The organism is Ralstonia sp. RRA, assembly GCF_037023145.1.
Taxonomy (GTDB): Bacteria; Pseudomonadota; Gammaproteobacteria; order Burkholderiales; family Burkholderiaceae; genus Ralstonia.
Genome location: NZ_CP146092.1, coordinates 1,753,272 through 1,777,301 on the forward strand (window position 1 = coordinate 1,753,272; position 24,030 = coordinate 1,777,301).

The 24,030-nt window shown below is 63.0% G+C and carries 25 protein-coding genes; 12 read left to right on the forward strand and 13 right to left on the reverse strand.

The window, feature by feature from the left end:
• The first annotated feature begins 363 nt into the window (after positions 1 to 363).
• The 5 genes from V6657_RS25915 (at position 364) to V6657_RS25935 (ending at position 7,113) form a co-directional block, all read left to right on the forward strand.
• A complete protein-coding gene (locus V6657_RS25915) occupies positions 364 to 1,416 on the forward strand; it encodes a ligase-associated DNA damage response exonuclease (protein ID WP_048931430.1) in 1,053 nt (350 codons plus the stop codon).
• Positions 1,413 to 3,059 (forward strand): ATP-dependent DNA ligase, encoded by a 1,647-nt coding sequence (locus V6657_RS25920; RefSeq protein WP_048931431.1) that lies wholly within the window; start codon positions 1,413 to 1,415, stop codon positions 3,057 to 3,059. The genes V6657_RS25915 and V6657_RS25920 overlap by 4 nt, the downstream gene beginning before the upstream one ends.
• Positions 3,056 to 5,674, forward strand: coding sequence for a ligase-associated DNA damage response DEXH box helicase (locus V6657_RS25925; protein WP_048931432.1), 2,619 nt, complete (start codon positions 3,056 to 3,058; stop codon positions 5,672 to 5,674). The genes V6657_RS25920 and V6657_RS25925 overlap by 4 nt, the downstream gene beginning before the upstream one ends.
• Positions 5,671 to 6,330, forward strand: a complete 660-nt coding sequence (gene pdeM / locus V6657_RS25930; protein WP_048931433.1) for a ligase-associated DNA damage response endonuclease PdeM — start codon at positions 5,671 to 5,673, stop codon at positions 6,328 to 6,330. Before V6657_RS25925 ends, pdeM begins: the two co-directional genes overlap by 4 nt.
• 120 nt (positions 6,331 to 6,450) lie before the next feature.
• Positions 6,451 to 7,113, forward strand: coding sequence for a carbonic anhydrase (locus V6657_RS25935; protein ID WP_021193767.1), 663 nt, complete (start codon positions 6,451 to 6,453; stop codon positions 7,111 to 7,113).
• A 126-nt stretch (positions 7,114 to 7,239) separates the two neighbouring features.
• Here V6657_RS25935 and V6657_RS25940 read toward each other — a convergent pair whose 3' ends face one another.
• From V6657_RS25940 to V6657_RS25955, 4 genes are all read right to left on the reverse strand, one after another.
• Complete coding sequence (locus V6657_RS25940; RefSeq protein ID WP_048931434.1) at positions 7,240 to 8,181, reverse strand: TIGR01777 family oxidoreductase; 942 nt, start codon at positions 8,179 to 8,181, stop codon at positions 7,240 to 7,242.
• A gap of 57 nt (positions 8,182 to 8,238) precedes the next feature.
• Positions 8,239 to 9,777 carry a cryptochrome/photolyase family protein gene (locus tag V6657_RS25945; protein WP_048931435.1) on the reverse strand — a complete coding sequence of 513 codons (1,539 nt, stop codon included), beginning with the start codon at positions 9,775 to 9,777 and terminating at the stop codon, positions 8,239 to 8,241.
• Positions 9,777 to 11,252 (reverse strand): DASH family cryptochrome, encoded by a 1,476-nt coding sequence (locus V6657_RS25950; protein WP_248694744.1) that lies wholly within the window; start codon positions 11,250 to 11,252, stop codon positions 9,777 to 9,779. The genes V6657_RS25945 and V6657_RS25950 overlap by 1 nt, the downstream gene beginning before the upstream one ends.
• A gap of 100 nt (positions 11,253 to 11,352) precedes the next feature.
• The gene (locus V6657_RS25955) at positions 11,353 to 11,880 is read right to left on the reverse strand and encodes a lipocalin family protein (RefSeq protein ID WP_248694758.1); all 528 of its coding nucleotides are present in this window, start codon (positions 11,878 to 11,880) and stop codon (positions 11,353 to 11,355) included.
• A gap of 264 nt (positions 11,881 to 12,144) precedes the next feature.
• Here V6657_RS25955 and V6657_RS25960 point away from each other — a divergent pair, with 264 nt between their 5' ends.
• Genes V6657_RS25960 through V6657_RS25970 form a run of 3 tightly spaced genes read left to right on the forward strand, consistent with a single transcriptional unit; the run spans position 12,145 to position 14,109 of the window.
• Positions 12,145 to 12,306: a hypothetical protein gene (locus tag V6657_RS25960; protein ID WP_160315266.1), complete on the forward strand. Its 162-nt coding sequence runs from the start codon at positions 12,145 to 12,147 to the stop codon at positions 12,304 to 12,306.
• A gap of 41 nt (positions 12,307 to 12,347) precedes the next feature.
• Positions 12,348 to 13,322, forward strand: a complete 975-nt coding sequence (locus V6657_RS25965) for a MerR family transcriptional regulator (protein WP_248694745.1) — start codon at positions 12,348 to 12,350, stop codon at positions 13,320 to 13,322.
• A gap of 34 nt (positions 13,323 to 13,356) precedes the next feature.
• On the forward strand, positions 13,357 to 14,109 hold the full coding sequence (locus V6657_RS25970) for an SDR family oxidoreductase (RefSeq protein ID WP_048931437.1): 753 nt from the start codon (positions 13,357 to 13,359) through the stop codon (positions 14,107 to 14,109).
• A 26-nt stretch (positions 14,110 to 14,135) separates the two neighbouring features.
• On the opposite strand, the gene V6657_RS25975 is transcribed toward V6657_RS25970, so the two are convergent.
• Positions 14,136 to 14,996 carry an alpha/beta hydrolase gene (locus V6657_RS25975; protein ID WP_048931622.1) on the reverse strand — a complete coding sequence of 287 codons (861 nt, stop codon included), beginning with the start codon at positions 14,994 to 14,996 and terminating at the stop codon, positions 14,136 to 14,138.
• A 338-nt stretch (positions 14,997 to 15,334) separates the two neighbouring features.
• Between V6657_RS25975 and V6657_RS25980 the strand changes: the two genes are divergently transcribed.
• Both V6657_RS25980 and V6657_RS25985 read left to right on the forward strand, forming a co-directional pair.
• Positions 15,335 to 15,925, forward strand: a complete 591-nt coding sequence (locus V6657_RS25980; protein ID WP_031329001.1) for a hypothetical protein — start codon at positions 15,335 to 15,337, stop codon at positions 15,923 to 15,925.
• Positions 15,922 to 16,608, forward strand: a complete 687-nt coding sequence (locus V6657_RS25985; protein WP_048931438.1) for a hypothetical protein — start codon at positions 15,922 to 15,924, stop codon at positions 16,606 to 16,608. Before V6657_RS25980 ends, V6657_RS25985 begins: the two co-directional genes overlap by 4 nt.
• 151 nt (positions 16,609 to 16,759) lie before the next feature.
• Here V6657_RS25985 and V6657_RS25990 read toward each other — a convergent pair whose 3' ends face one another.
• From V6657_RS25990 to V6657_RS26005, 4 genes are all read right to left on the reverse strand, one after another.
• Positions 16,760 to 17,482 carry an anti-sigma factor gene (locus tag V6657_RS25990; RefSeq protein ID WP_048931439.1) on the reverse strand — a complete coding sequence of 241 codons (723 nt, stop codon included), beginning with the start codon at positions 17,480 to 17,482 and terminating at the stop codon, positions 16,760 to 16,762.
• Complete coding sequence (locus V6657_RS25995; protein WP_048931440.1) at positions 17,479 to 18,189, reverse strand: sigma-70 family RNA polymerase sigma factor; 711 nt, start codon at positions 18,187 to 18,189, stop codon at positions 17,479 to 17,481. The genes V6657_RS25990 and V6657_RS25995 overlap by 4 nt, the downstream gene beginning before the upstream one ends.
• A gap of 65 nt (positions 18,190 to 18,254) precedes the next feature.
• A complete protein-coding gene (locus V6657_RS26000) occupies positions 18,255 to 18,839 on the reverse strand; it encodes a fasciclin domain-containing protein (protein ID WP_031328996.1) in 585 nt (194 codons plus the stop codon).
• 129 nt (positions 18,840 to 18,968) lie between these two features.
• Positions 18,969 to 19,226, reverse strand: coding sequence for a hypothetical protein (locus V6657_RS26005; RefSeq protein ID WP_137884615.1), 258 nt, complete (start codon positions 19,224 to 19,226; stop codon positions 18,969 to 18,971).
• Here V6657_RS26005 and V6657_RS26010 point away from each other — a divergent pair.
• Positions 19,209 to 19,745 carry a chalcone isomerase family protein gene (locus V6657_RS26010; protein ID WP_082170069.1) on the forward strand — a complete coding sequence of 179 codons (537 nt, stop codon included), beginning with the start codon at positions 19,209 to 19,211 and terminating at the stop codon, positions 19,743 to 19,745. The genes V6657_RS26005 and V6657_RS26010 overlap by 18 nt on opposite strands.
• An 11-nt stretch (positions 19,746 to 19,756) precedes the next feature.
• Here V6657_RS26010 and V6657_RS26015 read toward each other — a convergent pair whose 3' ends face one another.
• Positions 19,757 to 20,389, reverse strand: coding sequence for a lipocalin family protein (locus V6657_RS26015; RefSeq protein ID WP_021193752.1), 633 nt, complete (start codon positions 20,387 to 20,389; stop codon positions 19,757 to 19,759).
• Between V6657_RS26015 and V6657_RS26020 the strand changes: the two genes are divergently transcribed.
• On the forward strand, positions 20,378 to 20,908 hold the full coding sequence (locus tag V6657_RS26020) for a DUF2878 domain-containing protein (protein ID WP_048931442.1): 531 nt from the start codon (positions 20,378 to 20,380) through the stop codon (positions 20,906 to 20,908). The genes V6657_RS26015 and V6657_RS26020 overlap by 12 nt on opposite strands.
• 4 nt (positions 20,909 to 20,912) lie before the next feature.
• On the opposite strand, the gene V6657_RS26025 is transcribed toward V6657_RS26020, so the two are convergent.
• From V6657_RS26025 to V6657_RS26035, 3 genes are read right to left on the reverse strand one after another with little or no spacing between them, the layout of a single operon-like run.
• Positions 20,913 to 22,013 carry a cyclopropane-fatty-acyl-phospholipid synthase family protein gene (locus V6657_RS26025; RefSeq protein ID WP_048931443.1) on the reverse strand — a complete coding sequence of 367 codons (1,101 nt, stop codon included), beginning with the start codon at positions 22,011 to 22,013 and terminating at the stop codon, positions 20,913 to 20,915.
• A 24-nt stretch (positions 22,014 to 22,037) separates the two neighbouring features.
• A complete protein-coding gene (locus V6657_RS26030; protein ID WP_048931444.1) occupies positions 22,038 to 22,814 on the reverse strand; it encodes a DUF1295 domain-containing protein in 777 nt (258 codons plus the stop codon).
• A gap of 2 nt (positions 22,815 to 22,816) precedes the next feature.
• Complete coding sequence (locus V6657_RS26035; RefSeq protein ID WP_048931445.1) at positions 22,817 to 24,016, reverse strand: cyclopropane-fatty-acyl-phospholipid synthase family protein; 1,200 nt, start codon at positions 24,014 to 24,016, stop codon at positions 22,817 to 22,819.
• Positions 24,017 to 24,030: the final 14 nt, after the last annotated feature.

The window sequence follows — 24,030 nt, forward strand, 5'->3', positions numbered from 1 at the left end:
TGTGCCCCGCCCAACTGAAGCTTCTGACCTCGACGATCATACGAAAGAACCGCAAGCTCTCGAAAGGATCCATAAGCGCCTCATGACCGATGCACATGTCTCACGCGTATTGGCTTTGCGTTAGAAAATCTGCAACAGAGAACGCTTTGGCGATTGTTGGCACGGTAACCTAGAAAAGGTGGCACCCTACCGGGAACGTCGTTGTTGCGACGCCGACGTCGCTGTCCTGTTTCAGCTGGCGCCATGCGTTGGTGCATTCATTAAGAACGCGCGCCGACCGGTTCCATAGAACCGCGCCTGCTCCACTGCGCAGGGCAATCGCAGAAGATTCATCTCTCACTGGGCCATCACATTGCGGCGCAAATGCACCCGTCAGATTTGATCATCTCAACATCTAAAGGTTTGTACTGTCCGCAAGGTGATGTCTTTATCGACCCATGGAGACCGGTAGATCGCGCGATCATCACGCACGCGCATAGCGACCACGCTCGCATCGGCCATCAGCACTATCTTGCCGCTGCACCCGGCGCGGGTGTATTGCGCGCTCGCCTGGGCGACGATCTCCCTCTGCAAACCCTGCCGTATGGCGAGTCCATCGTCCACAACGGTGTCCGGGTGAGCTTTCATCCGGCGGGGCATGTTCTTGGGTCAGCACAGGTCCGGCTGGAATATGGCAATGCGGTCTGGGTGGTTTCCGGTGACTACAAAGTCGAGGCAGATCGCACCTGCGCACCGTTCGAACCGGTGCGCTGCGACACCTTTATCACTGAATCCACCTTCGGACTGCCGATCTATCACTGGCGGCCTCAGGCCGAAATCTTTGCGCAACTCAATGCCTGGTGGCACAGCAATGCTGAGGCGGGCCGCACCAGCGTCGTGTTTTGCTACGCGTTTGGCAAGGCACAACGCATTCTTGCTGGACTCGATGCCGGTATCGGGCCGATTGTTTCGCACGGTGCCATGCTGCAAATCGATGCGGCGTATCGGGAAGCCGGCGTTGCGCTACCCCAGACGCAGCTTGCGACCGAGGTGGATCGTGCTGATCTGCGTCGAGCCCTGGTGCTGGCGCCACCATCCGCGCAGCGCACGCCGTGGATGCGCAGGTTTGGCGACTACGCAGATGCCTTTGCCAGTGGTTGGATGCAGCTTCGCGGCGCACGGCGGCGTCGCGGTGTCGACCGAGGCATTGTGCTGTCGGACCATGCTGACTGGCCTGGCTTGCTGCAGGCCATTGAAGCCACGGGGGCCGGACGTGTCTACGTTACGCATGGGCAGGTTGCACCGATGGTGCGCTGGTTGTGTGAAGGCGGACGGGACGCCCGCGCCTTCGCCACCGAATATGGCGACGAGGACGATGCAGCTGAAGCGCGCGACGCTACCGCGTCATCAGAACCGCTGGAACACCCTCGGCCATGAAAGCGTTTGCCGATCTCTATGCGCAGCTCGATGCAACCACATCGAGCAACGCCAAACTCGCCGCACTGGTGAAGTATCTGCGCGCTGCCCCGGACGCTGACGCCGCATGGGCGGTGTACTTCTTGGCAGGAGGCAAACCTCGACAGCTTGTGCCCGTGCGTGTGCTGGCCAGCTTCGCCCAAACTGCGTCGGGCTTGCCAGCATGGTTGTTCGACGAGTGCTATCAAGCGGTGGGCGATCTGGCTGAAACCATCGCCCTGGTGCTTCCGGAGCCCAACCATGAAGACGACGCCAGCCTGGCCGAATGGGTAGAAACCAGACTGCTGCCACTGCGCGGCCAGGCGCCCGAACTGGTGCTCCCACGCCTGGCCGCATTGTGCCGGGGCCTGCCATTGCATGCCCGACTGGTGCTCATGAAGCTCATCACCGGTGCATTCCGGGTGGGCGTATCGAAACTGCTGGTGACACGGGCGTTGGCGGAAGTTGGCGACACCGACCCGAAGCATGTGGCGCAGCGGTTGATGGGCTATACCGACATCGGCCAGCCGCCCACTGCCGAGCGTTACCGCGCCTTGTTGGCCGATGCAAGCGTCGACGGCCATACGCTCGACGCCGGGCATCCGTACCCGTTTTTTCTTGCGCACCCGTTGCAGGCGGCGTTGGAGGCGTTCGACGCGCTGCTCGGTCCGCCCAGCGAATGGCAGGTCGAATGGAAATGGGATGGCATCCGCGCGCAACTCGTGCGTCGCGCCAACAACACCTGGGTATGGTCGCGTGGCGAAGAGCTCATCACGGACCGCTTTCCGGAACTGGCGACCATGGCGGACATCCTGTCTGCGGGTACGGTACTCGACGGCGAGATCGTGGTCTGGCGCGAAGGCCGCGTGCAGCCGTTTGCACTGCTCCAGCAACGCATCGGCCGAAAAACGCTGAACGCGCGGGTGTTGCGCGATGCGCCTGCCGTGCTGCTGGCCTATGACCTCCTTGAATGGCAGGGGCAGGATTGGCGTGAGCGGACGCAAGGCGAGCGGCGCGCGCAACTTGAACGCGTGATCGCCGCGTTTGCCCACCCGGCGCTGAAACTCTCGCCACTGCTGCAGGGAGACGATTGGTTGCACCTTGCGCGCCAGCGTGAAGCCTCGCGTGAGCTCGGTGTAGAGGGGCTGATGCTCAAACGGCGCGACGCACGCTACGGCGTAGGCCGCACCAAAGACGTGGGCGTGTGGTGGAAGTGGAAGATCGACCCGCTCTCGGTCGATGCGGTGCTGATCTACGCGCAGCGCGGCCACGGGCGCCGTGCCAGTCTGTTCACCGACTACACCTTCGCCGTATGGGATGCCCCGCCTGACGCCCCCGCGCGAAAACTGGTGCCCTTTGCCAAGGCGTACTCGGGCTTGAGCGATGCGGAGATCCGCCAGGTCGACGCCCTCATCCGCAAAACCACCGTGGAGAGCTTCGGCCCCGTGCGCAGCGTGACCCCGACGCTGGTATTCGAACTTGGCTTTGAAGGCATTGCCCGCAGCGCCCGCCACAAGAGCGGCATTGCGGTGCGGTTTCCGCGCATGCTGCGCTGGCGGCAGGACAAGCCGGTCGCAGAAGCGGATACGCTGCAGACGCTGGAAAGCCTGCTGCCCCCGCCATGAGCGAGCCCGCCCTGCCCGACCTCGATGCGTGGTTTGCCGCGCGCGGCTGGACGCCGATGCCGTTCCAGCGCCAGGTATGGTCTGCCATGGCGCGCGGTGAATCGGGTCTGCTGCACGCCACCACCGGCGCGGGCAAGACCTACGCCGTCTGGTTGGGGGCGCTGCAGCGGCTGGCACAGGTGCGCGGGCGTGGCGGGGCACCGCCGCTGTCGGTGCTATGGCTCACGCCCATGCGCGCGCTGGCCGCTGACACCACGCGCGCACTGACGGATGCGGCACAGGCACTGGCACCCCACTGGACATTGGGCCTGCGCACCGGCGACACCAGCAGCGCCGAGCGTGCCGCCCAGTCGCGTCGCTTGCCCACCGCGCTGGTCACCACGCCAGAAAGCCTCTCATTGCTGCTCACGCGTGCCGATGCGCGTGATGCGTTGGGCTCGGTACGCGTGGTGGTCGTCGATGAATGGCACGAACTGGTGGGCAACAAGCGCGGCGTGCAGGTGCAGCTTGCACTGGCCCGCCTACGAACGTGGTCGCCCGAGCTGGTGGTGTGGGGCCTGTCGGCCACGCTCGGCAATCTGGCACAAGCCATGGATGCACTGAGCGATGCCGGCACGCCCTCCACCGGCACGCTGGTTCAGGGCCACCTGCCCAAGCGCATGGAAATCGACACGTTGCTGCCTGCCGGCGTGGGACGGTTTCCTTGGGCGGGCCACCTGGGCATGGCAATGCTGCCGCATGTGGTCCAAGAGTTGGAAAGCGCTCGCACCGCATTGGTGTTTCTCAACACGCGGTCGCAAGCAGAGCTTTGGTATCAGGCGGTCATCAATGCCCGACCGGAATGGGCAGGGTTGATCGCGCTGCATCATGGCTCATTGGATCGTGCGACGCGGGACTGGGTCGAGACCGGGCTCAAGCAGGGTTTGCTCAAGGCCGTGTTCTGCACATCGAGCCTGGACTTGGGCGTGGATTTCCTCCCCGTTGAACGCGTGCTGCAGATCGGCTCCCCCAAGGGCGTAGCGCGGCTGCTGCAGCGGGCAGGACGATCGGGCCATGCGCCGGGCAGGCATTCGCGCGTGACCGTGGTACCCACGCATAGCCTGGAACTCGTGGAGGGAGCTGCCGCGCGCGCGGCGGCCATGTCCGGCCATGTCGAAGCCCGCACGTCGCCTCACAAGCCACTGGACGTGCTCGTCCAGCACCTGGTGACAGTGGCGCTGGGCGGCGGCTTCGTGCCCGATGCGTTGCTTCAGGAAGTGCGCCGCGCATGGGCTTACCGCGATCTGCGCGATGACGAATGGCAATGGACGCTCGACTTCGTACGCCAGGGCGGCCACTCGCTCACGGCGTATCCGGACTACCACCGCGTCACCCCCGATGAGCACGGTGTCTGGCGCGTGCCCGATGCGCGGCTCGCACGGCGTCATCGCATGAGCATCGGCACCATTGTCAGCGATGCCACCATGAACGTGCGCTGGTGGCGCGCTGCCGGTGGCAGTGCGTTGGGGTCGATCGAGGAAGGGTTCATCGCGCGACTGCGCCCGGGCGACAACTTCCTGTTCGCCGGCCGGCTGCTGGAACTGGTGCGCGTGCAGGACATGGCTGCCTATGTGCGCCGTGCCAGCGGCAAACGCGCAGCGGTGCCGCGCTGGAACGGCGGCCGCATGCCGCTGTCCACCGAGCTGGCGCACGCCGTGGTCGCACAATTGGATGCCGCGGCGCACGGGCGCTTCGAGAGCCCCGAGATGGAAGCCGCGCGCCCGCTGCTCGAACTGCAGGCGCGCTGGTCTGCGCTGCCCAGCACAGCCACGCTCGTGGCCGAAACCCTGCATTCGCGCGAAGGCTGGCACCTCTTCCTGTATTCATTTGCCGGGCGACATGCACATCTGGGGCTGGCGAGCTTGCTTGCCTGGCGGGCAGCCAACCGCGCGCCCAGCACGTTCTCGGTAGCGTTCAATGACTACGGTCTCGAGCTCCTGTCGGCCACGCGCATTGACTGGCCCGCGCTGCTCGCCAACGGTGACCTGTTTGCTACGCACACGCTCATGCAGGACGTGTTCGCCAGCCTCAATGCCGGTGAGCTTGTCCAACGTCGCTTTCGCGAGATTGCGCGTGTGTCGGGCCTGGTGTTTCAGGGGTACCCTGGCGCGCACAAGAGCACTCGCCAGTTGCAGGCGTCTTCCGGCCTGTTCTATGAGGTATTCCGGCGCCATGACCCAGGCAACCTCCTGCTCACGCAGGCGGAAACCGAGGTGCTGCGCCAGGAGCTGGATCTCGATCGCATCGAAGCCGCCCTCGTGCGTATGCATGGCCTGCGCCTGCAGGTGTGCGAGCTGAAGCACCCTTCCCCATTTGCCTTTCCATTGATGGTGGAGCGCTTTCGGGAGCAGCTATCCACCGAGAAACTGGCCGATCGCCTCGCCCGCATGCTGGCCGATGCCGAACATGCCGCCGGACCCGAGCCGACCGATCCGGACGCGGCAGAGCGTCCGGTGATCGACACCGACGTGCAGGCCGCGCTACGAATGACCGCGTCTGCGGATGATGCCGGCAAGCGCAGCCGGCGACATACCCGCCGACCGCGCAAGGCGTCAAAACCGCTTCCGTTGCTATGACCGGGCGCCAGGATCTCGTCATTCAGTGTGGAGGTGACACCGTGTGGCTCCTGCCGGAGCGTGCGCTGTGGTGGCCTGCGCAGCGCATGCTGATGGTGGCGGATGCGCATTTCGGCAAAGCGGCGACGTTTCGCGCACGCGGTGTGCCTGTTCCCGCCGGCACTACGGCGCAGGCCATTGCGCGGCTGGACGCCATATTGGAACGACTGCCAGTGGTGCATATAGCGTGGCTGGGCGATCTGCTGCACGCGCGCGAAGCGCATGCTGCAGTGGGTTCTCTGGCCGACTGGCGTGAGCGGCATGCCGACGTTGTCTGCACGCTGGTCCGCGGCAATCACGATAGGCATGCGGGCGACCCACCAGCCAGCCTTCGCATCGACGTGGTGGAAGAACCCTGGATAGTCGGGCCGTTCGCGCTGTGCCACGAACCGCAAGCGGTGCCTGGCCACTACGTGATCGCCGGACACGTGCATCCGGGCGTTGTCATCAGTGGCCGCGGGCGGGATCGGCTGCGACTGCCGTGCTTTCGCTTTGGGTTGGGCTGCGCACTACTGCCAGCGTTCGGTGAATTCACGGGCTTGTGGACAGCGCCTCCCACACCGGATGAAACGCTATATGTCACTGCCGAGGGACGTGTCTGGCGCCTATCGAGCTAAAGGCACACACAGCCAATGGCATTGGCTCGCCACGCAATATCAATGACAATATCGGCTGCGCCGGCGTGACACGTCCTCGATGGTCATGTCGGCATCTCACCACCAAACTCGGAGAACGCCATGCGTGACATTATTGACGGTTTCCTGCGCTTTCAGCGCGACGTTTTTCCGCAGCGCATCGAACTTTTTAAGCAACTGGCGACATCACAAAGCCCCAAGGCGCTGTTCGTGACATGCTCCGACAGCCGCGTCGTCCCTGAGCTGCTTACGCAGCGCGAACCGGGCGAGCTTTTCGTGATCCGAAATGCCGGCAACATCGTGCCATCGTACGGTCCGGAGCCAGGGGGTGTTTCGGCTACGGTCGAGTATGCGGTCGCTGTACTCGGTGTGCGCGACATCGTCATTTGCGGCCATTCGGATTGCGGTGCGATGGGGGCCATCTCGCGCTGCACCTGCCTCGATCATCTGCCAGCAGTGGCCAACTGGCTAAGGCATTCCGATGCTGCAAAAGCGATCAACGCCGCGCATGAATTCGACTCGCCTCGCGCCAAACTTGACGGACTCGTACGCGAGAACGTCATCGCACAGCTAGCAAACCTGCGCACGCATCCTTCGGTTGCATTGGCGCTCGCGCAAGGCCGAATGAATCTGCACGGCTGGGTATATGACATCGAGACTGGCAGCATCGATGCGCTCGACGGCACAACACGCCGCTTTGTGCCACTCGCAGATTCGCCGACCACGGTTGCCGTCACGTCCCGGAACGAGAGCTCGGTGGGGTGAGGTAGGCGCGGGCCCGTGTACTGCGGCCGCGAGCCACCGGCTGCACGAGTACACGGCCCCACGCGAACAGGGTTACCACCGCGTAAACGCAACCTGCGGTGTGCGGTAGCGATTGCGGCGCACGCGCTATTGAGAAGCGTCGTCTGACACGCCGACACCGCCGGTTTTCATGACCGTAAACAGGTCAGTCAGTGCACCTTCAAGGTAAGGAAAGCGGAATCGGTAGCCCGCTTCCATCGCTCGCCGGGGCTTAACGTGCTGACTCCCAAGAAAGAGGATCGACATGTCCCCCATCAGGATTCGCAACGCCCATGCGGGAACGGACAAGAGCATCGGGCGGTTGAGTGCCCGCGCCAAGGTCTGAGCGAATTCCGTATTGCAGACAAGGTGCGGCGCACACGCGTTGAATGCGCCCCGGCAGTCTTCCTGCTGCAATAGGAAGTCGATCAGGCCAACCTCGTCGTCGAGATGAATCCACGGCATCCATTGCCGGCCGCTACCAAGGCGGCCGCCAAGCCCCATGCTGAACGGCAGACGTAGCCTCGGCAGCATGCCGCCATGACGGGCAAGCACCGGGGCTGTGCGCAGTAGGACGACTCGCATGCCGAGCTGCCCGGCGCGCTGGGCTTCTTGCTCCCACGCCACGCAAAGCTGACTGCCAAAGTCACCTTCGCCCGGGCGGCTGTCCTCATCCAGGGGCGCGTTCCCGCGGTCTCCATACCAGCCGATGGCGGAAGCCGAGAGCAACACGCGAGGCCGCCGCACACGCTGGCCAAGCCAATCCACGAGTTCACGTGTGAGGTCGATACGGCTGCGCCATAGGACCCTGCGTCTCTGCGCGGTCCACGGGCGGTCGGCAATGGGTGAGCCGGCCAGGTTGACTACCGCATCGAACGGCTCGGCGCCATCCAGTTCGCGCAGCGCGGCAACACCCTTTGCGCCGGCGCACAGCGCTGGCACGCGTTGCGGAGTGCGGCTCCAGACAACGAGCTCATGGCCCTGCATCTTCCAATCATGGCAAAGCGCTTGCCCAATCAAGCCGGTGCCGCCGGTCAGCAATATACGCACGGTTGTTCAGGGGTCATGTTGAGGGGAGGATCGGGTCAGCCGGCTTGGCACGTTGCTCTATAACGTTTCCAGCCGCGCACGCACGCTAGCGGCATGCGTTCGCAGTGCATCGAGCGCCTCTGCCGGCATGTTGGCGAGTTGGCGATACACCATCGCAAGACGCGGGTTGCGACCGAATACCGCTGCGTGACGCATGAAGAAATCCCAGTACAAAGCGTTGTACGGGCAGGCTCGCTCACCAACGCGCTGCTTGCTGTCGTAGTGGCACCCCTTGCAGTAATCGCTCATGCGCGAGAGATAGGCCGCACTGCTCACATACGGCTTGGTGGCGATGCGTCCACCGTCGGCCCATTGGCTCATGCCAACCGTGTTCGGCAGTTCCACCCACTCAAAGGCATCAATGTAGACACCGAGGTACCAGCGGTGTACCTCGGCAGGCGCGATGCCTGCCAGCAACGCGAAGTTGCCAATCACCATGAGGCGCTGAATGTGATGCGCATGCGCCGTTTGCAAAGACTGGCCGATTGCCAGCTGCAGGCAACGCATCCGCGTGTTGCCGCTCCAAAACCACGATGGCAGCGGCGCCTGATGATCAAGCGCGTTGCAGGAATCATATCCGGGCATGTGCGCCCAATAGATGCCGCGCACGTATTCGCGCCAGCCAAGGATCTGGCGTATGAAACCCTCGGCAGCAGACAGTGGTGCCCCACCCTCCCGATATGCGGCTTCCACCCGAACGATCACCTCGCGCGGACTGAGCATCTTCACGTTCAAGGCGAACGACAGGAGCGAATGGAACAGCCTCGGGCTGGTGCTGCTCATCGCGTCTTCAAAATCGCCAAAGTACGGTAGCGTCTGCACGACAAACGCCTCCAGGCATGCCAGCGCCTCCGCGCGATTCAAGGGCCAGCGAAACTGCGCGGCCTGTGGGTCGCCAAAGCTCTTCACGCCACTGCGCTCCAGCGTGGCCCACAAATCGCGATGGTCGTGGCTAGGACGCGCGTCAACGGGTTCGCTCGGCGTGCCGCGCCACGGCTTGCGATTGTCGTGATCGAAGTTCCACTGTCCCCCTTCCGGATTGCCGTTGTCGTCCAGCAAGACATGATGGCGCCGGCGCATATCCCGATAAAACCGTTCCATGAGCCACTGTTTGCGGCCCGCAAACATCGTTGCCAAATCATGCCGCCCCGTCATGAAGTGTTCTGTGTCCGCTTCATGCGTGGTCAGGCTCTGATTGGCCGCCCAGGCGCGCAGTTGGGCATCGAGCCGCCATTCGTCGGCGGACTGCCATTCCACGCGTATGGCTTCATACCGCTGGGCTAACGCAGCGAGGTTGCCCGTCACCGACTGTGTGTTGCTCGCGTCGTCGATGGACAGGTAGTGCACCCGATGGCCTTGCGCCAGAAGGTGCCGAGCGAAGTCGCGCATGGCCGCGAATATGGCGAGGATTTTTTGCGCATGGTGCAGCACGTAGTCCGTTTCCTGACGCACCTCCATGAGCACATAGACCACATCGCGGTCCACCTCAGCGAACCACGAGTGCTGTGGGTTGAGCTGATCGCCGAGCACCAGCCTCACAGTCTTGGCGCCATCCATCACGGTGTCCCCCAGAGGCGAAGGTACTGCCCCTCTGCATCGTATTGCGACAACTGCTTCTGAATATTGAAGCGCCGCCCTCCCTGCGGATCAGTCCCCCGACCCGCGATGTACAGCCAGTTGCCCTGGTTGTTGTAGACGTCATAGTCCACCAGTTGCGCTTCGAACCAGGCCGCGCCCGCACGCCAGTCGCACCCGAGTTCGTGGATCAGGTAGCTGGCCACAACTTGCCGCAGCCGGTTGCTGAGGTATCCCGTCGTCTGTAGCTCACGCATTGCAGCATCCACCAGTGGTTCGCCCGTGCACGCCTGGCACCAACGCTCGAACGCCTTGGCGTTATGTCGCACCTTAGGGTGCTCCACCAGCCCGCGTGCCCGGTACAGCCGACGCCCGTGCTGCAGATGCAGGAAGCGAAAGTAGTCCCGCCACAGCAGCTCGAACCACAACCAGTAGCTGCCCTCGTTGGCGCCATGCGTTGCCTCGAACTGCCGGAGCTCGGCCATGATCCTGCGCGCGGACAACGCGCCGGTGGCAAGCCACGGTGACCATTTGCTCGAGTAGTCGACACCAGTCAGCGCGTTTCTGGTGCGCTTGTAGCTGTGCGGCAGTTTGCGCGCCAAATACTGCGTCAGATGGGCCAAGCCGGCAGTTTCTCCACCGTCAAACGCAGGGGTGCCGTAAGGGAATGACGAACGCATATCCTGGGGGCGGCGCTTGACGCTGTCCGCGGCCAAACTGCAACACAGGCTGGGTGGGACGTCGACGCCCGGAGGCCATGGCGGGATTCGTGCTGGCAGCTTGAGGGGCACAGGCGGTTTAACCCCTAAGCGCTCCACCTCCTGGCGAAAGGGTGTGAAGGTACCGGGCAAGGCGTGCACGGCCCACGGCAAGTCACCGGGCTCAAGCAGGCTGCTCTGCCACAGGGTATGGACCCGCAAACCGGCGTTGCGCAGCGCCTCGACCTCGGCCTGCTCTTGCGGGGCGGCGATCTCCTCGCACACCACGGCGGTGGCACCTACAGCGCGTGCCAGCGCAGGAAGCGTGGTGCAGGCCGCCCCCCTGCATTGAAGCAAGCGGCTCCCCAGGCGGGCAAGCTGACCATCCACGTCGCGCAGGGCCGCCGCCAGCACTGCACGGCGATGATGACCGACGCGAGTGAACCCCCACGGGGTCGGCTCATCGTAGTCCGCATGGCAGTACACCGGCACGACGTACCGGGCGCCACTCGTGCATGCGGCACGCAGTGCAGGCTGATCGTGCAGACGCAGATCGCTGCGAAACCAGAACAGCACCGTACTCAAGCCGCCCCCTCTTCCCCGGTAACCCGTTTGCGCGCCTGACGGCACCGTGCTGAACAGTACTTGACCCCGTCCCAGGTCTTCGCCCACTTCTTGCGCCAGACAAAGGGCAAACCACATTGAGGGCACTGCTTGCTCGGCAGGTTCTGCTTCTTGTGCATGCGTGAGGTCAGACATCAAGACTTTGCTGCTGGTGCATAGAGCAACGCGGCATGGTCATGCCCCCGCAGATCACGCTTGAACCAGACCACGGTGAACGTCATCGCAGCACACCCACTTATCTGGCTGGGACTGGGTCCTGACGTTCGTGCGACACCCAGATCAGCGCCGCGGTGTCGATGCCGAGCCCGCGCGCCCGCGCAACGACCGACTCGCGCTGCACCGGGTCAAGATGCTTGTCGCGCGCCAGGATCCAGCAGTAGCTGCGATCCGGCCCCACGACGAGCGCCCAACGGTAGTCGGGATCGAGTGCCGCCACGTGATAGCCGCCGTAGAAGGGCCCAAAGAACGAGACCTTCAAAGAGCCGGTGCTGTGATCCCCCGTGAACAAGGCCCTGCCGATCGCTTGCCGCCACATTCCGGTGGTGGGATCAAAGCCGCGGTTCACCACGCGCACGCTACCGTCAGGCTGCGACTCGTACGTTGCCGAAACATCCGTCAAGCCGCGCTCGAACGCGTGATCCAGCCGCGCCTGCTCGTACCACCGGCCCTCATAGCGCTGGAGATCGAACGGTGCGACTGGGTAGATGCCCTGCGGAGGACTGATCGGAGCGCAGGCCGTCACCAAGACTCCGCAAGCCATCATCACGCCCAGCAGTTGCAAGCGCCCTCGGCGCCCTCGCGTTACCCCTGTCGACGGCGGCAGGTGTTTCCACAGACACCACCGGCACCACATGCGTTTGAACAGATGGATGATCCAAGAAGCGGTGCGATCGTCGTGCATGTATCTCACCTTTTGCCTTGTCTGCTGGACGGCTCTGCCACCTGCGCCTCGGCACCAGGAGGGCACGCGTGGCCGCGCCAGCCGCCTTGAATTGCGACACCCAGATTCATGAAACGAACTCGGCCGATGGCATCAACGCTCGGCATTGCTGTGACGATGCCGTGGAGTATAGGGAAGCAAGGGGTTTGCTGCGCCCTGCTGGTTGCGAATTCGGCCACCAATATCAACGCATTCTCGACTCACGTGCCAGCCACACATTTCATCGCGCCAAAAGATTTTGTCTTCTGATGCATTCAGCCACTAGCCTCATGCTGTGATCAGGAGAGATCGTGGGAAAGCACAACACCTCAATGGAGCCACGTCGCTATCGAAGCGGTGAAGCCGCCCGTCTGGCACGGATGCCCGCCGCCACGTTGCGGATCTGGGAACGCCGATACGCAGTGGTCTCCCCCCCAAAGACCCCTTCAGGTCAACGTCTCTACTCAGACGACGACTTGCAGCGGCTGCGGTTGATCAAGACCCTCGTGGATCAAGGGCACCCCATCAGCGCAATCGCCGGCCTCGACTGGGAGGCACTGAAAGCACTCATGCTGTCACGGGAAAGCACACCGCCGGAGTTGCCCGAGACGCTCTCTCTCCTGGTCGTTGGCCCCGCAGACATGCCGAGCGCAGGATCGGCGTTTGGCAGCATGCGCATCTGCATGCGTGCCGGTTCCATCGAGGAAGCGTCCCAATACGCCGATACCGGGAAGACAGCGGATGCGCTGTTTGCCTCCGTCACTTCCCTGCATGTCGAGACGGTCGCACGCATCGTGGCACTGGCAGAAGGCTTACATGCAAAAGCGGTTAGCGTGGTCTACGCATTCGGCACCCGTCGCGCAATTGAACTGGCGGGTCTTGCGGGAGTGCGCGCCATCGGCCAAGCCGACACGCAGGCCAGGCCCGCACAACTGATCGCCGAACTCGCTGACTGGGCGACGGCTCATCGACAGGCAGACATGCTGAATGCCGGCACCGGGCCGCGCGCGATGCGCCGGTTCGACGACAAAGCCCTTGCCACTCTCGCAGATATTTCGTCAGCCATTCAGTGCGAATGCCCACGGCATCTTGCCGAGCTTGTACTGCAACTCAGCGCGTTTCAACGCTACAGCGATGAGTGCAGATCGCAGTCGCCTGCTGATGCCCTGCTACACCACCGCCTTGGCACCGTCGCGAATCGCGCGGTGCAACTGCTCGAGACCGCCCTGGCAGAAATTGTGCGTCAGGAACGGTTGGTGAACCGCGCGCTGTCGCAGGCGGTTTGAGGGAATCGAGGTCGGAACGCGTGAGGAAGCATCCATGGGATTTGTGTGGATTACAGGCGCCAGCGGCGCTGTCGGCAATGCCCTCGCGAGACGATTGAACCACGCAGGAACACCACTGGTCCTGACGGCGCGAAATCGGGAGAGACTGGAGACGCTTGCCGCTTCGCTTGCGTCGCCGGAGGTATTGGTTTGCCCCGCTGACACAATCGACCGGAATAGCGCACAGCTTGCCCTCGAGGCCGGTATTGCACGGTTCGGTGCGCCCGAGGGACTGGCGCACTGTGTCGGGTCTATTGTCATCAGGCCGCTCCACCTGACGTCGGATGACGAACTCCAGCACGCACTCGATACCAACTTCGTCTCGGCGTGGAATGTGCTGCGCCTGTTCGTGCAGCAGGCCATCGCTCACAAGACGTGGGCGAGCGCGGTGTTGATTGGTTCCGTCGCCGCGACGGCCGGTTTCCCGAACCATGAAGCCATTGCCAGTGCAAAGGCAGCGGTCGGTGCGCTTGCGCAGTCTGCGGCTGCGACGTACGCGGACCGTGGTATCCGCGTCAACTGCATTCATCCGGGGCTGACCACGTCAGCCATGTCAGCTCGCCTGACCGGTTCCCCAACAGTTGCAGAGCGACTTGCAAATGCCAACCCGCTGGGCCGACTCGGGCAAGGCGACGACACTGCGGCGCTTGCGGAATTCCTGCTCAGCGCCGCCGCCTCCTGGATCACTGGCCAGCAGATCGGCGTGGATGGCGGCCAGGGAAGGTTGCTCGTGCCGCCGAAATCATGAGCGCGCTGGGCCGCCCGTACCAAGCGCTACGCCTTGGAGATGAAGTCCGCCACGTCGGACAGCACCGGCCCAAGAAATTGCAGAGGCGGTGCGAGGGCTGCCACCAGCGTCTTGTGATCCAGGCGCGGGTAGACCTTGAGCGCAACCGGATGCCGATACTTCATCAATCGTTCGGCCAGGGAGAGCGTGTTGCGTCGCACGTCAACATAGGCATCATGCTCTCCGGTAAGTAAAAGCGCGGGTGGCTGCCAACGCTGATCCACATGAAACAACGGCTGGCTGTCTTGCGTTTCGTGCGGATGATTGAACACGGGCAGTATGTCAGCCGTCTGGATCGGTAAGAAGTTATACGGGCCTGCCATTCCGATCCAGCCAGAAAGCGAATCGGTACGGATCCCCTGCGCCCCCAGCCAGCGCGAATCCGTAGCCAGCATGGCCGCGTTGTAGGCACCCGCGCTATGGCCTGCGACGAACAGGCGTGCATCTGCGTAGCCCTGCTGCGCGAGCCAGCGCCGCGCGAAGGCCGTAGCAGCAGCACAGTCCTCCAGGAAGCCTGGATAGCTGACTTCCGGATACAGCCGATAGTCGGCCACCATGGAAATCGCACCGATCGCCGCCAGCGCCTCGCCGACAAAGGCGTAGTCCGTGCGTGCACCATCTCGCCAAGACCCGCCGTAAAAAAACACGATCGCGCGCGCGGGCCCCGCCACAGGTTGAACAGGTCGGTAGACATCCAGCTTCTGTCGTGGGTTATCGCCGTACGCCAACCCCAGCGTCGGAAGACTGGCGCCTGACTTGGATACCGCATTCAGAACATCCAAGCCGGAGCAGCCGGTCAGGCTTGATAGTGCCGCAGCCAGCCATGCTCGACGAGTCAGGCGGGTCATCGACATGCGCGCTCCAATGCCAGGGCATGACAGCGCGTATTGCGCCCATTCAAACGTGCGCCGGTGTCAGGCCGTGGCCAATCAGCACGGCGGAAATTGAGCAGGATCACCATGAAAGTACGCGTGGAATCGTTGTGTCGTCTGGCATATACGGTCCGCTTGCGTGGTTGGATGCAACCGCGCCTGCGCGTGCACCGTCGTCCACCCAGCACTTCTCAGGTGCGCGATTTATTTTGCATCCAGTCTCGCATGGCAGACGTATATGGAATCAGCGCTGTGTAGCGATGGAAGGAAGCCGCGCAGTGCGCAATCGATACCCGACCAAAGGAGATTGATCCATGAAGCGAGCACTGCTATTGGTTCTAACGTTGACGACCGCAACACTGAGTGCATGCGGAGGTGGCGACGACACACCCACGCCGATGGCATCGATGGCATCGACGGCGTCAACAGCACAATTCCCCCAGAACGCCGACATGTGGTCGGGACTTGGCGGAGACGCCAGCGCACCGGCCGCCATTGCCAAGGTGGTCGACGACGCGGTGTCCGGGTTGCTTGCAGACCCCAAAGAAGCACCGTATTTCGCCAACCTCGGTCAGCCCGGACACGATACGGTGGGGCGTCTCAAGGCTTGCCTCAACCTCCAGTTCAAGGCGCTCTTTGGTGGCCCCTTCAGCTATCCAGGACAAGTCGCCGCGGACGGTGCCACGGTCATGTGTGACGACATGGCCACGGCGCATTCTGATGTCGGCGTTCCCGGCTGCGTGTTCGACCAGTTCATCACCGATGCTGCCGCTGTCATGAAGACCGATGGCGTCCCGGATGGCTACATCTCCCGTGTGGCCCCCGTCCTCACGGGTCTCAAATCGGCCATCGTGTCGTCCATGCCTAAGTACCTGGGCCCGAATACCGCCCAGAACTGCCAATGAATCCGCGACGCCCGCTGCAACGGTACACCTTGCTCAGCGTTGCAGCGCTTACGGTCGCGATCGGTCTCGTTGGGGCAATGCACTTGAAGGCAGCTCGCCCTGTGCTCGCCATGCTTGGTGTCCCCTGCCCCGTCAACGACACCACGGCCGAGCAAGTCAGCGCGCTGCGTGCCAGCGGATTGGCGCATCTGCGGGCAGACCAGTTGGCGCCTGCACGACCGCTCCCAGGCGGGTTCGTGCTGGATGGCACGACTGCGGATGAGGCCGCTCGCTGGGCACACGAAAAGGGCGTCGCCTGCGATGCGGTCACGCACGGCTATCAGTATCTTCGCTGCCGCGGCGTTGACGCCTCTAAGCTCGGTCTTGCCGGCCCGCCCGTCAGCGAGTTGTGGCTCAGCTTCGGTCCAAGTGGCCATCTCATCGGTGTAGACGTCTACCGGCGGGGGATGAGCGCCAACGACACCGCCGCTGCCTGGGACGGCGCGACTCATGCGCTGCGCAACGCGCTCGGTGCACCAACCTCGACAGTGGGTAATGCATCACCGGCGGTATTGAGCGCATCACCTCTGCAAACGGCACGTTTGCAGTATCGATTCGCCGATTACCTGGCGATCGTCACAGCCAGCAACCTTCCATACGCGGGGCTGGCAGTCAGGGAGCAGTACATGTCGTCTCGTCTTTGATTTCCATTGAACGCGCCGGGGCTTCGCGTTACACCTCCGTCCTAAGGGTCGGAGGTTTTTTTTGCCGCCAATAACGCAAAGGCCGGCAAATTTGCCGGCCTTCACTTTCGCTGACTTCATCCGATCGCTGCTGGGACAATGCCAGTCAACGTTATGTGTCATGCATTGCGCCCTTGCCCACGATGGGACCGGTAGCCTGCCCTGTCGGAGACCCGCCTTTCGGCTCCAGCGAGACGGCGAGAATCGCACGCGCATTGAGCTTTGCAGCGTTTTCCCTCGACAGCGGAATCGACGTCGATCGGTCAGACGCGAACACGCCCAACGATATCGGCTTGCTATTCTCAGGAATCAACCAGAGTTCCGTCGAGGCGCTCTCGGCAACCCGCAATGCAACGGCCGGCACTACGACAATCTCCCGCTTTGCCGTGTCGATCGTCATTGTCCAATGTGGCAAGCCATTCTCGTCGGTGATGGCCGCTGCAATGTAGGCCGGCTTCGCGTCAGGCGCTGTCGCGGTCGATGAAAACAGAGAAAGGTTCAGCGCAACAGCCGTGACCGTCGCCAAGCTCGTTGCGAGCGCCACAGTGCGCCAGAGCCCAATACTGTTCCAGATCCGCCGCACCAGCGGCTCAGGTGCGGGCGCTGGTGCGTGATCAACGTGGCCCAGATCGGCCTGGATCCGCTTCCATACGCGCGCAGGCGGCACCATGTCTACGGCGTCTTCTCCGAGGGGAGACAGGCGCGCCTCCCAGGCACTGACAGAGTCCCGCAAGGCAGCATCCTGATCCAGCGCACGCTCAAGCGCCTTGCGCTCCTGGCTGTCCAACAGCCCAAGAACGTACTCGGCGCAATCCAGATCGCGATCGAGCGTCATGGCTGTTGCTCCAGGCACGTCTTCAACTGCAGCAGACTGCGCCGCACCCAACTCTTCATCGTACCGATGGGCACGCTCAGTCGCGCTGCGAGATCTGGGTAGCTCGCGCCCGTATAAAACGCTTCGACGATCACGCCTCGCTGCCGCGCTTCAAGCTTTTGAATACACCCCTCCAGACGCCGGCGCTCCTGAGTCATGCCCGCCGCCTCCGGCGGCGTCGCTTGCTCGTCGATGATGTGCGTCCAGTCAGTCTCTTCTCCTGCTGTCTCGCGAGCCTGACGAAGGCGATCGATCGCCTTGTTTCTCGCCAGCGAAATCAGCCACGTCATAGCCGTACCTCGGCCAGGATCAAATTGATCGGCGCGTTGCCAGATGGCGACATAGATTTCCTGGAGCACGTCCTCCGCTTCCCCCGAGCTGCGAAGAATGCCGTACGCGAGCGAATAGAGTTTGGGCGACGTGAGGGTGTAAAGCTCGGCAAAGGCTGAGCGGCTGCCTTCTGCGGTCTGCTTGAGGAGTTGAACTAAATGTTCCCGACCACCATTCTGGCGCGCAGATATTGAGTCCTCGGACTCGAGCAGAGATGCTCCGACAACGTGCATAAGATTTCGCGTGCCTCGGTTGCCCGCAACAGGATGCGACAAAGGTATACCAACCGCATCGCTCGCGCAACGAACGCCCTGAGCATAGCGAAGTGTGGATGGCATGCCGTTCCTCTCATCACCGTTCGAACACGCGCGGGGGCACACGCCCCCGCGTTGTACGAGACCGATTACGGCAGGAGCACCTTGTCCACAACGTGAATCACGCCGTTCGATTGGTACACATTGCCGATCGTCACGGTGGCGACACCGCCCTTGTCGTCAGTGACAAACAGGTTATTACCCTTCTGCATGACGGTGAGTGCATCCCCCTCAACGGTCTTGAGAGTGGCTTTGCCACCGCCATCCGAGACTGCCTTCATGAGGTCCTGCGCAGAGAGCCGGCCGGGTACGACGTGATAGGTCAGCACTTTGACCAAGGTCGACTTGCTCTCGGGCTTCAGCAGGTTGTCGACCGTGCCTGCAGGCAGCGCCGCGAACGCTTCGTTCGTTGGTGCAAACACGGTAAACGGCCCCGGCCCAGACAGCGTATCGACCAGCCCGCCCGCCTTCACGGCGGCCACGAGCGTCGTGTGATCCTTCGAATTCACAGCGTTCTGAACGATGTTCTTGGACGGATACATCGGCGCCCCGCCCACCATCACGGTCGCTTCGCCGTCACCCATGGCGGCCGCTGCTACGGCAGCATAGCCGCCAGACAAGATTGCGAGAGAAAGCAGAACACCAGACAACCCAGTCAATTGATGCTTTTTCATTGTTGACCTCAATCGTGGCGCTTCGCAACGTGGAAGCAACCTATATACGTGAGGAACTCGCCGGTGGATGCATTGCTTGATCGCGCAGCAACGCAAACGCTGGTTGTGCTGGATTGAAATGGCTTTGCGTCAGAAAAATTGCGCGGCAGATGTCTCGCGCGCGTTGAGTACTGAATAGAGTACGAAGTCATCGCTCAGCATCGGATTCATCGGCAACTGCGTCCGCAAGCCCGGAAAAATGCCTGGATGCAAGTAGAAGGTTTGACCTTTGAACGATGCAAACGTGATGTCAGACGTTGATCGCGCCAACACGCTCGAGAATGCAGCAGCTTGACGCTCCACCCACTCCATTGCATGCACCTTTGCGATATGTTTGCCAAACGCCATCTGACCATCAGAACCGTGGTCGCCGCGCTCTGCGCAGCCACAAGCTTTCATGCCTTTGCGGCTTGCCGTGACACCCTGGCGCCAGCCGAACTTTCGGGCAAGGGCGAACTCTGCATCTTCGGATTCTGCTTCTACGACGCACAGCTCTGGAGTGCAAAAATTCCGGCTGGCTATGATGCTGCTTTCGCGTTGGAAGTCACGTACCGACGCCCCGTCACCAGGACCCGCCTCATCAAAACAGCCATTGATGAGATTCGGCGGATTCAGGTGCCTCCGCCATCCGATGCCACTTTGGCGCGATGGCAGGAGGCGATGATGCCCGCGTTCGTGGACGTGAAGCCCGGCGACACACTGTGCGGCATCTACCTGCCGGACCGCGGTGCACGCTTCTATGCCAATGGGCAGCTGACAACCGAGGTTGATGACCCCGCCTTTGCCCGCGCCTTCTTCGATATCTGGCTCGCACCCGGCACACGGGCACCTGCCCTGCGCCACCATCTGCTGGGCGAGTCACAGTGATGCGCATACGGCTAGTTGTCGTCCCCCGGCGACTGAAAGCCTGGTTGCCCAATCTGGCTCGGGAATTGCGGCACGCGCCGGAAGCGCGACGTGTCGTAGCCCATCGCCTCGAAGCGGTTGAGTGCCGCGCGATAGTCGGCATCGCTCATGTCGGGGTCACGCGAGAACACCCAGCCGAGGCTCTTGTCCGGATAGCCCAAGAGCGTCACCCGGTATTCCGGGTCGACATACAGCGTCTGCTGCGAAACGTAGATCGGCCAGAACAAGCGCACGCGCCACTCGCCACCGCCGCTGCCCGCTACCACCGAATCTACAAACTGCATGCGCTTGAAGGGCGCATCGAAACCGCCGGGGCGGTAGACATAGGCATCGTCGATACGGCCGTCGGGCCGCAGTGCCCACTCGGCGTAGCTGCCGACGTTGCCGCGCTCGCCAAAGTACGGGATATTCGCGATGACATACCAGCGGCCCATGTAGCGCTGGAGATCAACCGGCACCGTCTGCAGCGGCACCGCGGCTCGCGGATTGGGATTCGGCGGAGGCCCCGAGCACGCCGCACAGGCAATCAGCAGCGCGGCCACCGAAAAGTGGCCCGCCCAACGTAACAGGACGCGCGAACCCTGACTTTGACCATGCGTTCCCATCGTGCCCTCCTTTATGCAATTGCCGGACAAGCCGGCTGGTTTGTCTGCGTGCTCAGCGCCGCGCGCGATGCCGCGTGGGTTGGCGTCGCCTTCGTCGCAATACTGCTGGGGCTTCATCTGTGGTTAGCCCGCGAGCCGAATAGAGAGTTACGGTTGGTGCTATGGGTGGTCGTGGCTGCGGCGCCTTGGGAGACGTTGCTGATACGCGCCGGACTGATCGACTATCCCCACGGCACACTGTGGGCCGGGTTCGCGCCACCATGGCTGCTTTCGCTCTGGGTGTTGTTCGCGATCCAATTGAATGTCCTCTTTCGTTGGTTGCGTGGCCGGTGGTGGCTGGCAACAGTGTTGGGCGCCGTTGCCGGCCCGTTGTCGTTTCGCGCTGGCACTGCCCTCGGGGCGGCACAGATGCCGGATGTGGCGCTCACCATGGCAGTGCTGGCCGCCGGCTGGGCGCTGTGGATGCCTGTGCTGGTATGGGTAGGCCAGCGCAGCGACGGAACCGGCCAGTTGCCATGAACGCCTAACGCTTGGCGAACCGGTAATGCGCGACACCCCACTCGTTGCCGCCGGCATAGCCAAACAGCGTCGACACCGCCAGGTAGAACATGCGCCACCGCTGGAACCACACCGCCGCTTCACGCTCGCCATAGGTCTGTGCGAACACCGGCATCAAACGGCTGCGGGCAGCATCGAGGTTGGCCAGCCAATGGTTGGCCGTGCGCGCATAGTGCGTGCCGCTGACCCACCATTGCCTCGTGACACGCAGGTCATCCTGAAAGTGCAGCAGCAGCGCCTCCGACGGCATGGTCCCGCCGGTGAAGAAATACTTCGACATCCAGTCGGTGCCGTCCTGCACCTGGAAGTGATAGGCCAGCGTGCGGTGCGCAAAGATGTGCACGAACAGCACGGCATCCGGGCGCATCCAGCGCGCAATCTTGCCAAGCAACAGCCCGTAGTTCTTCATATGCTCGAACATCTCGATCGACACGACGCGGTCAAATCGGCCACCTTTTGGCATGTCCGCAAACTCGAAATCGACGATGTTTCCGGTGTGCACGCTCAGGTTGGTCAGGCCACGCTCCGCAGCGCGCGCTTCGATCCAATTGCGCTGGCCCTGCGAGTTGGACAGCGCCACGATGCGCGCATTGGGATAGCACTTGGCCATCCACAGCGACAGCGAGCCCCAGCCGCAACCCAGATCGAGAATGCACTGGCCATCTGCCAAGCCCGCCCGTTTGGCATAGCACGCGAACATGGCCTCTTCTGCCTCGGCCAGCGTTTCACCGCCGGTTGGGTACAGCGCGCACGAGTACTTCAGTTGCGGCCCGAGATGCGCCTCGAAGAATGCCGGCGGCAGTTCATAGTGCTGCGTGTTTGCTGCATCAGTCTCGATTGCGATAGGGCTGCTTTGCAGTTCGTCGAGCAGGGCGTTGAAGCGCCGTGATCGAAGCTCGCCGTCATGAATACCCTCGTCCCGCAGGCGCTGGCGCATGAGCGCACGCATGCCCGCGCACACCAGCCCATCGGGCAGCCAGCCGCGCTCGCAGCATTGGATGAGCCAGCCGTCACTCGGCTCGGCCGCGGCCCGCGGGGGGATGGTGGGTGTCGACAGCGCAGTCATGTGGGGTCTCCTTGGGTCTGCACATCAATGGCGTGGCGGCCAGGGGATCAGAACGCTCGTGGTACGCGCGTACTCGGCGTAGTCGTCGCGCGTGGCGCGCATGTGGGCTTCCAGCATGGGGACGCCCGAGACCTTCACGAGCAGCCACGCCATCGCCACCGGTGGCAGCAGCGTCAGCCACGCTCCCGGCGCGCCAATCGCCAACGGCACATAGGCGAGCCAATGCACGCATTCAAAGAAGTAGTTCGGATGCCGCGAGTAGCGCCACAGCCCCACCCGGCACGTCTTGCCACGGTGGGCCGGATCGGCGGCAAACCTGCGCAGTTGCCTGTCGGCCAATGCTTCCCCGACCACCGCGATCCCCCACAGCATGACCGCAGCTGCCATGGCGAACATGCTTGGCGATTCGGGCCGGTAGCTCGGCACGGCAAACGCAATCGAGAGGAACATCGACACCGCGGCCTGCAACTGGAAGAAGCCAAACATCTTCCTCGGTGCCGCTGCGCCCCATTCCTCACGTAGCTTGCGATAGCGCGCGTCTTCCGGCTTACCGAAATTGCGGCGCCACAAGTGCCAACCGAGTCGGCACCCCCATACCGCACCACCCACGCCGACCAGCACGCGCGCCTGTTCAGCGCCCGTACCGAGCCATGCATAGAGCAATGCCACCACGCCGAGCGAAAATGCCCACACCGGGTCGATCATGCCGGCGTTCTCGTTGGGCAACTGCCACGCCCACACGGCACTGAACACGGCCATCAGAAACAACAGCGCAATGATGGCAACACCAAATACCGACATGCTCACCCCCGTTCGAGCAGGAACTGCGACACGCCGATCCGCCCCTCTTCGAAGCCGGCCTCGCAATAGGCAAAGTACAGCCGCCAGATGCGGATGAAGGCGTCGTCAAAACCGAGCGAGCGCACCGCATCAAGACGCGCTTCGAAACGTTGGCTCCAGCGGCGCAGCGTCTCGGCGTAGTCGCCGCCAAAGTCGAGTCGGTCAATCACACGCATGCGGTGCTGCTCCGCCAGGCGGATGAAGCGCTCGCGACTGGGCAACATGCCACCCGGGAAGATGAACTGCTGAATGAAATCGGTACCGTAGCGGTAGCGCTCGAAATGCGCCGCATCAATGGTGATGCTCTGTACCAGGGCCCGACCGCCATGGCGTAGACAGCGCACCAGCGTTTGAAAATAGGTTGCCCAGTAGGACTCGCCCACCGCCTCGAACATCTCGATCGAGGCGATGGCGTCGTACGCGGCATCAAGATCACGGTAATCACGCAGCTCGACGCGGGCCTGCGGCTCACCAGCAAGGCGCGCTGCCGTGTAGCGGCGCTGCTCTTCTGACAGCGTGATGCCATGCACACGCGCGCCACGCCCACAGGCCATCTCCATGAGACCACCCCAGCCGCAACCGATCTCAAGCACATCCATACCCCGCCCGACCCTCAGCAGATCGCATGCGCGCTGATACTTGGCAGTCTGCGCATCGGCCAGACTGCCGTGCACGTTGCCGTTGAACCACGCCGACGAGTACGCCATGCCCTCGTCCAGCCAGAGCCGATAGAAATCGTTACCCAGGTCGTAATGCAAGTGGATATTGCGGCGACTGCCACGGCGGCTGTTCCTGCGCAGGAGGTGGCGCAGGCGCAGGAGCGAGCGCGCAAGCGCATTCCCGAAGATTGCCTGGTCTAGCGTGGCGGCGTTGACGATCGCTAGACGCAGCAGGCTCGTCAGGTTGCCCGAATCGATCCATCCGTCGCGATAGGCCTCGGCAAAGCCCACATCGCCGCTTCGCAAGATGCGTGCACAGGCACGCCAGTCCAGGATGCGCAGATCGGCGAACAGCGGCGAGCCGGCGTTACCGATGTGCATCTCGCCGTCGGGCGTGACAAGGTGGAAGAAGCCGTGCCGCAACCGACCGGCCAGCGCCACGAAAAGACGCCCTGCGGCGGGAACATGGGATGGTACCCAGGCGAGGGACTGCGTGGCGGTCATCGGAAGTTCTCCAG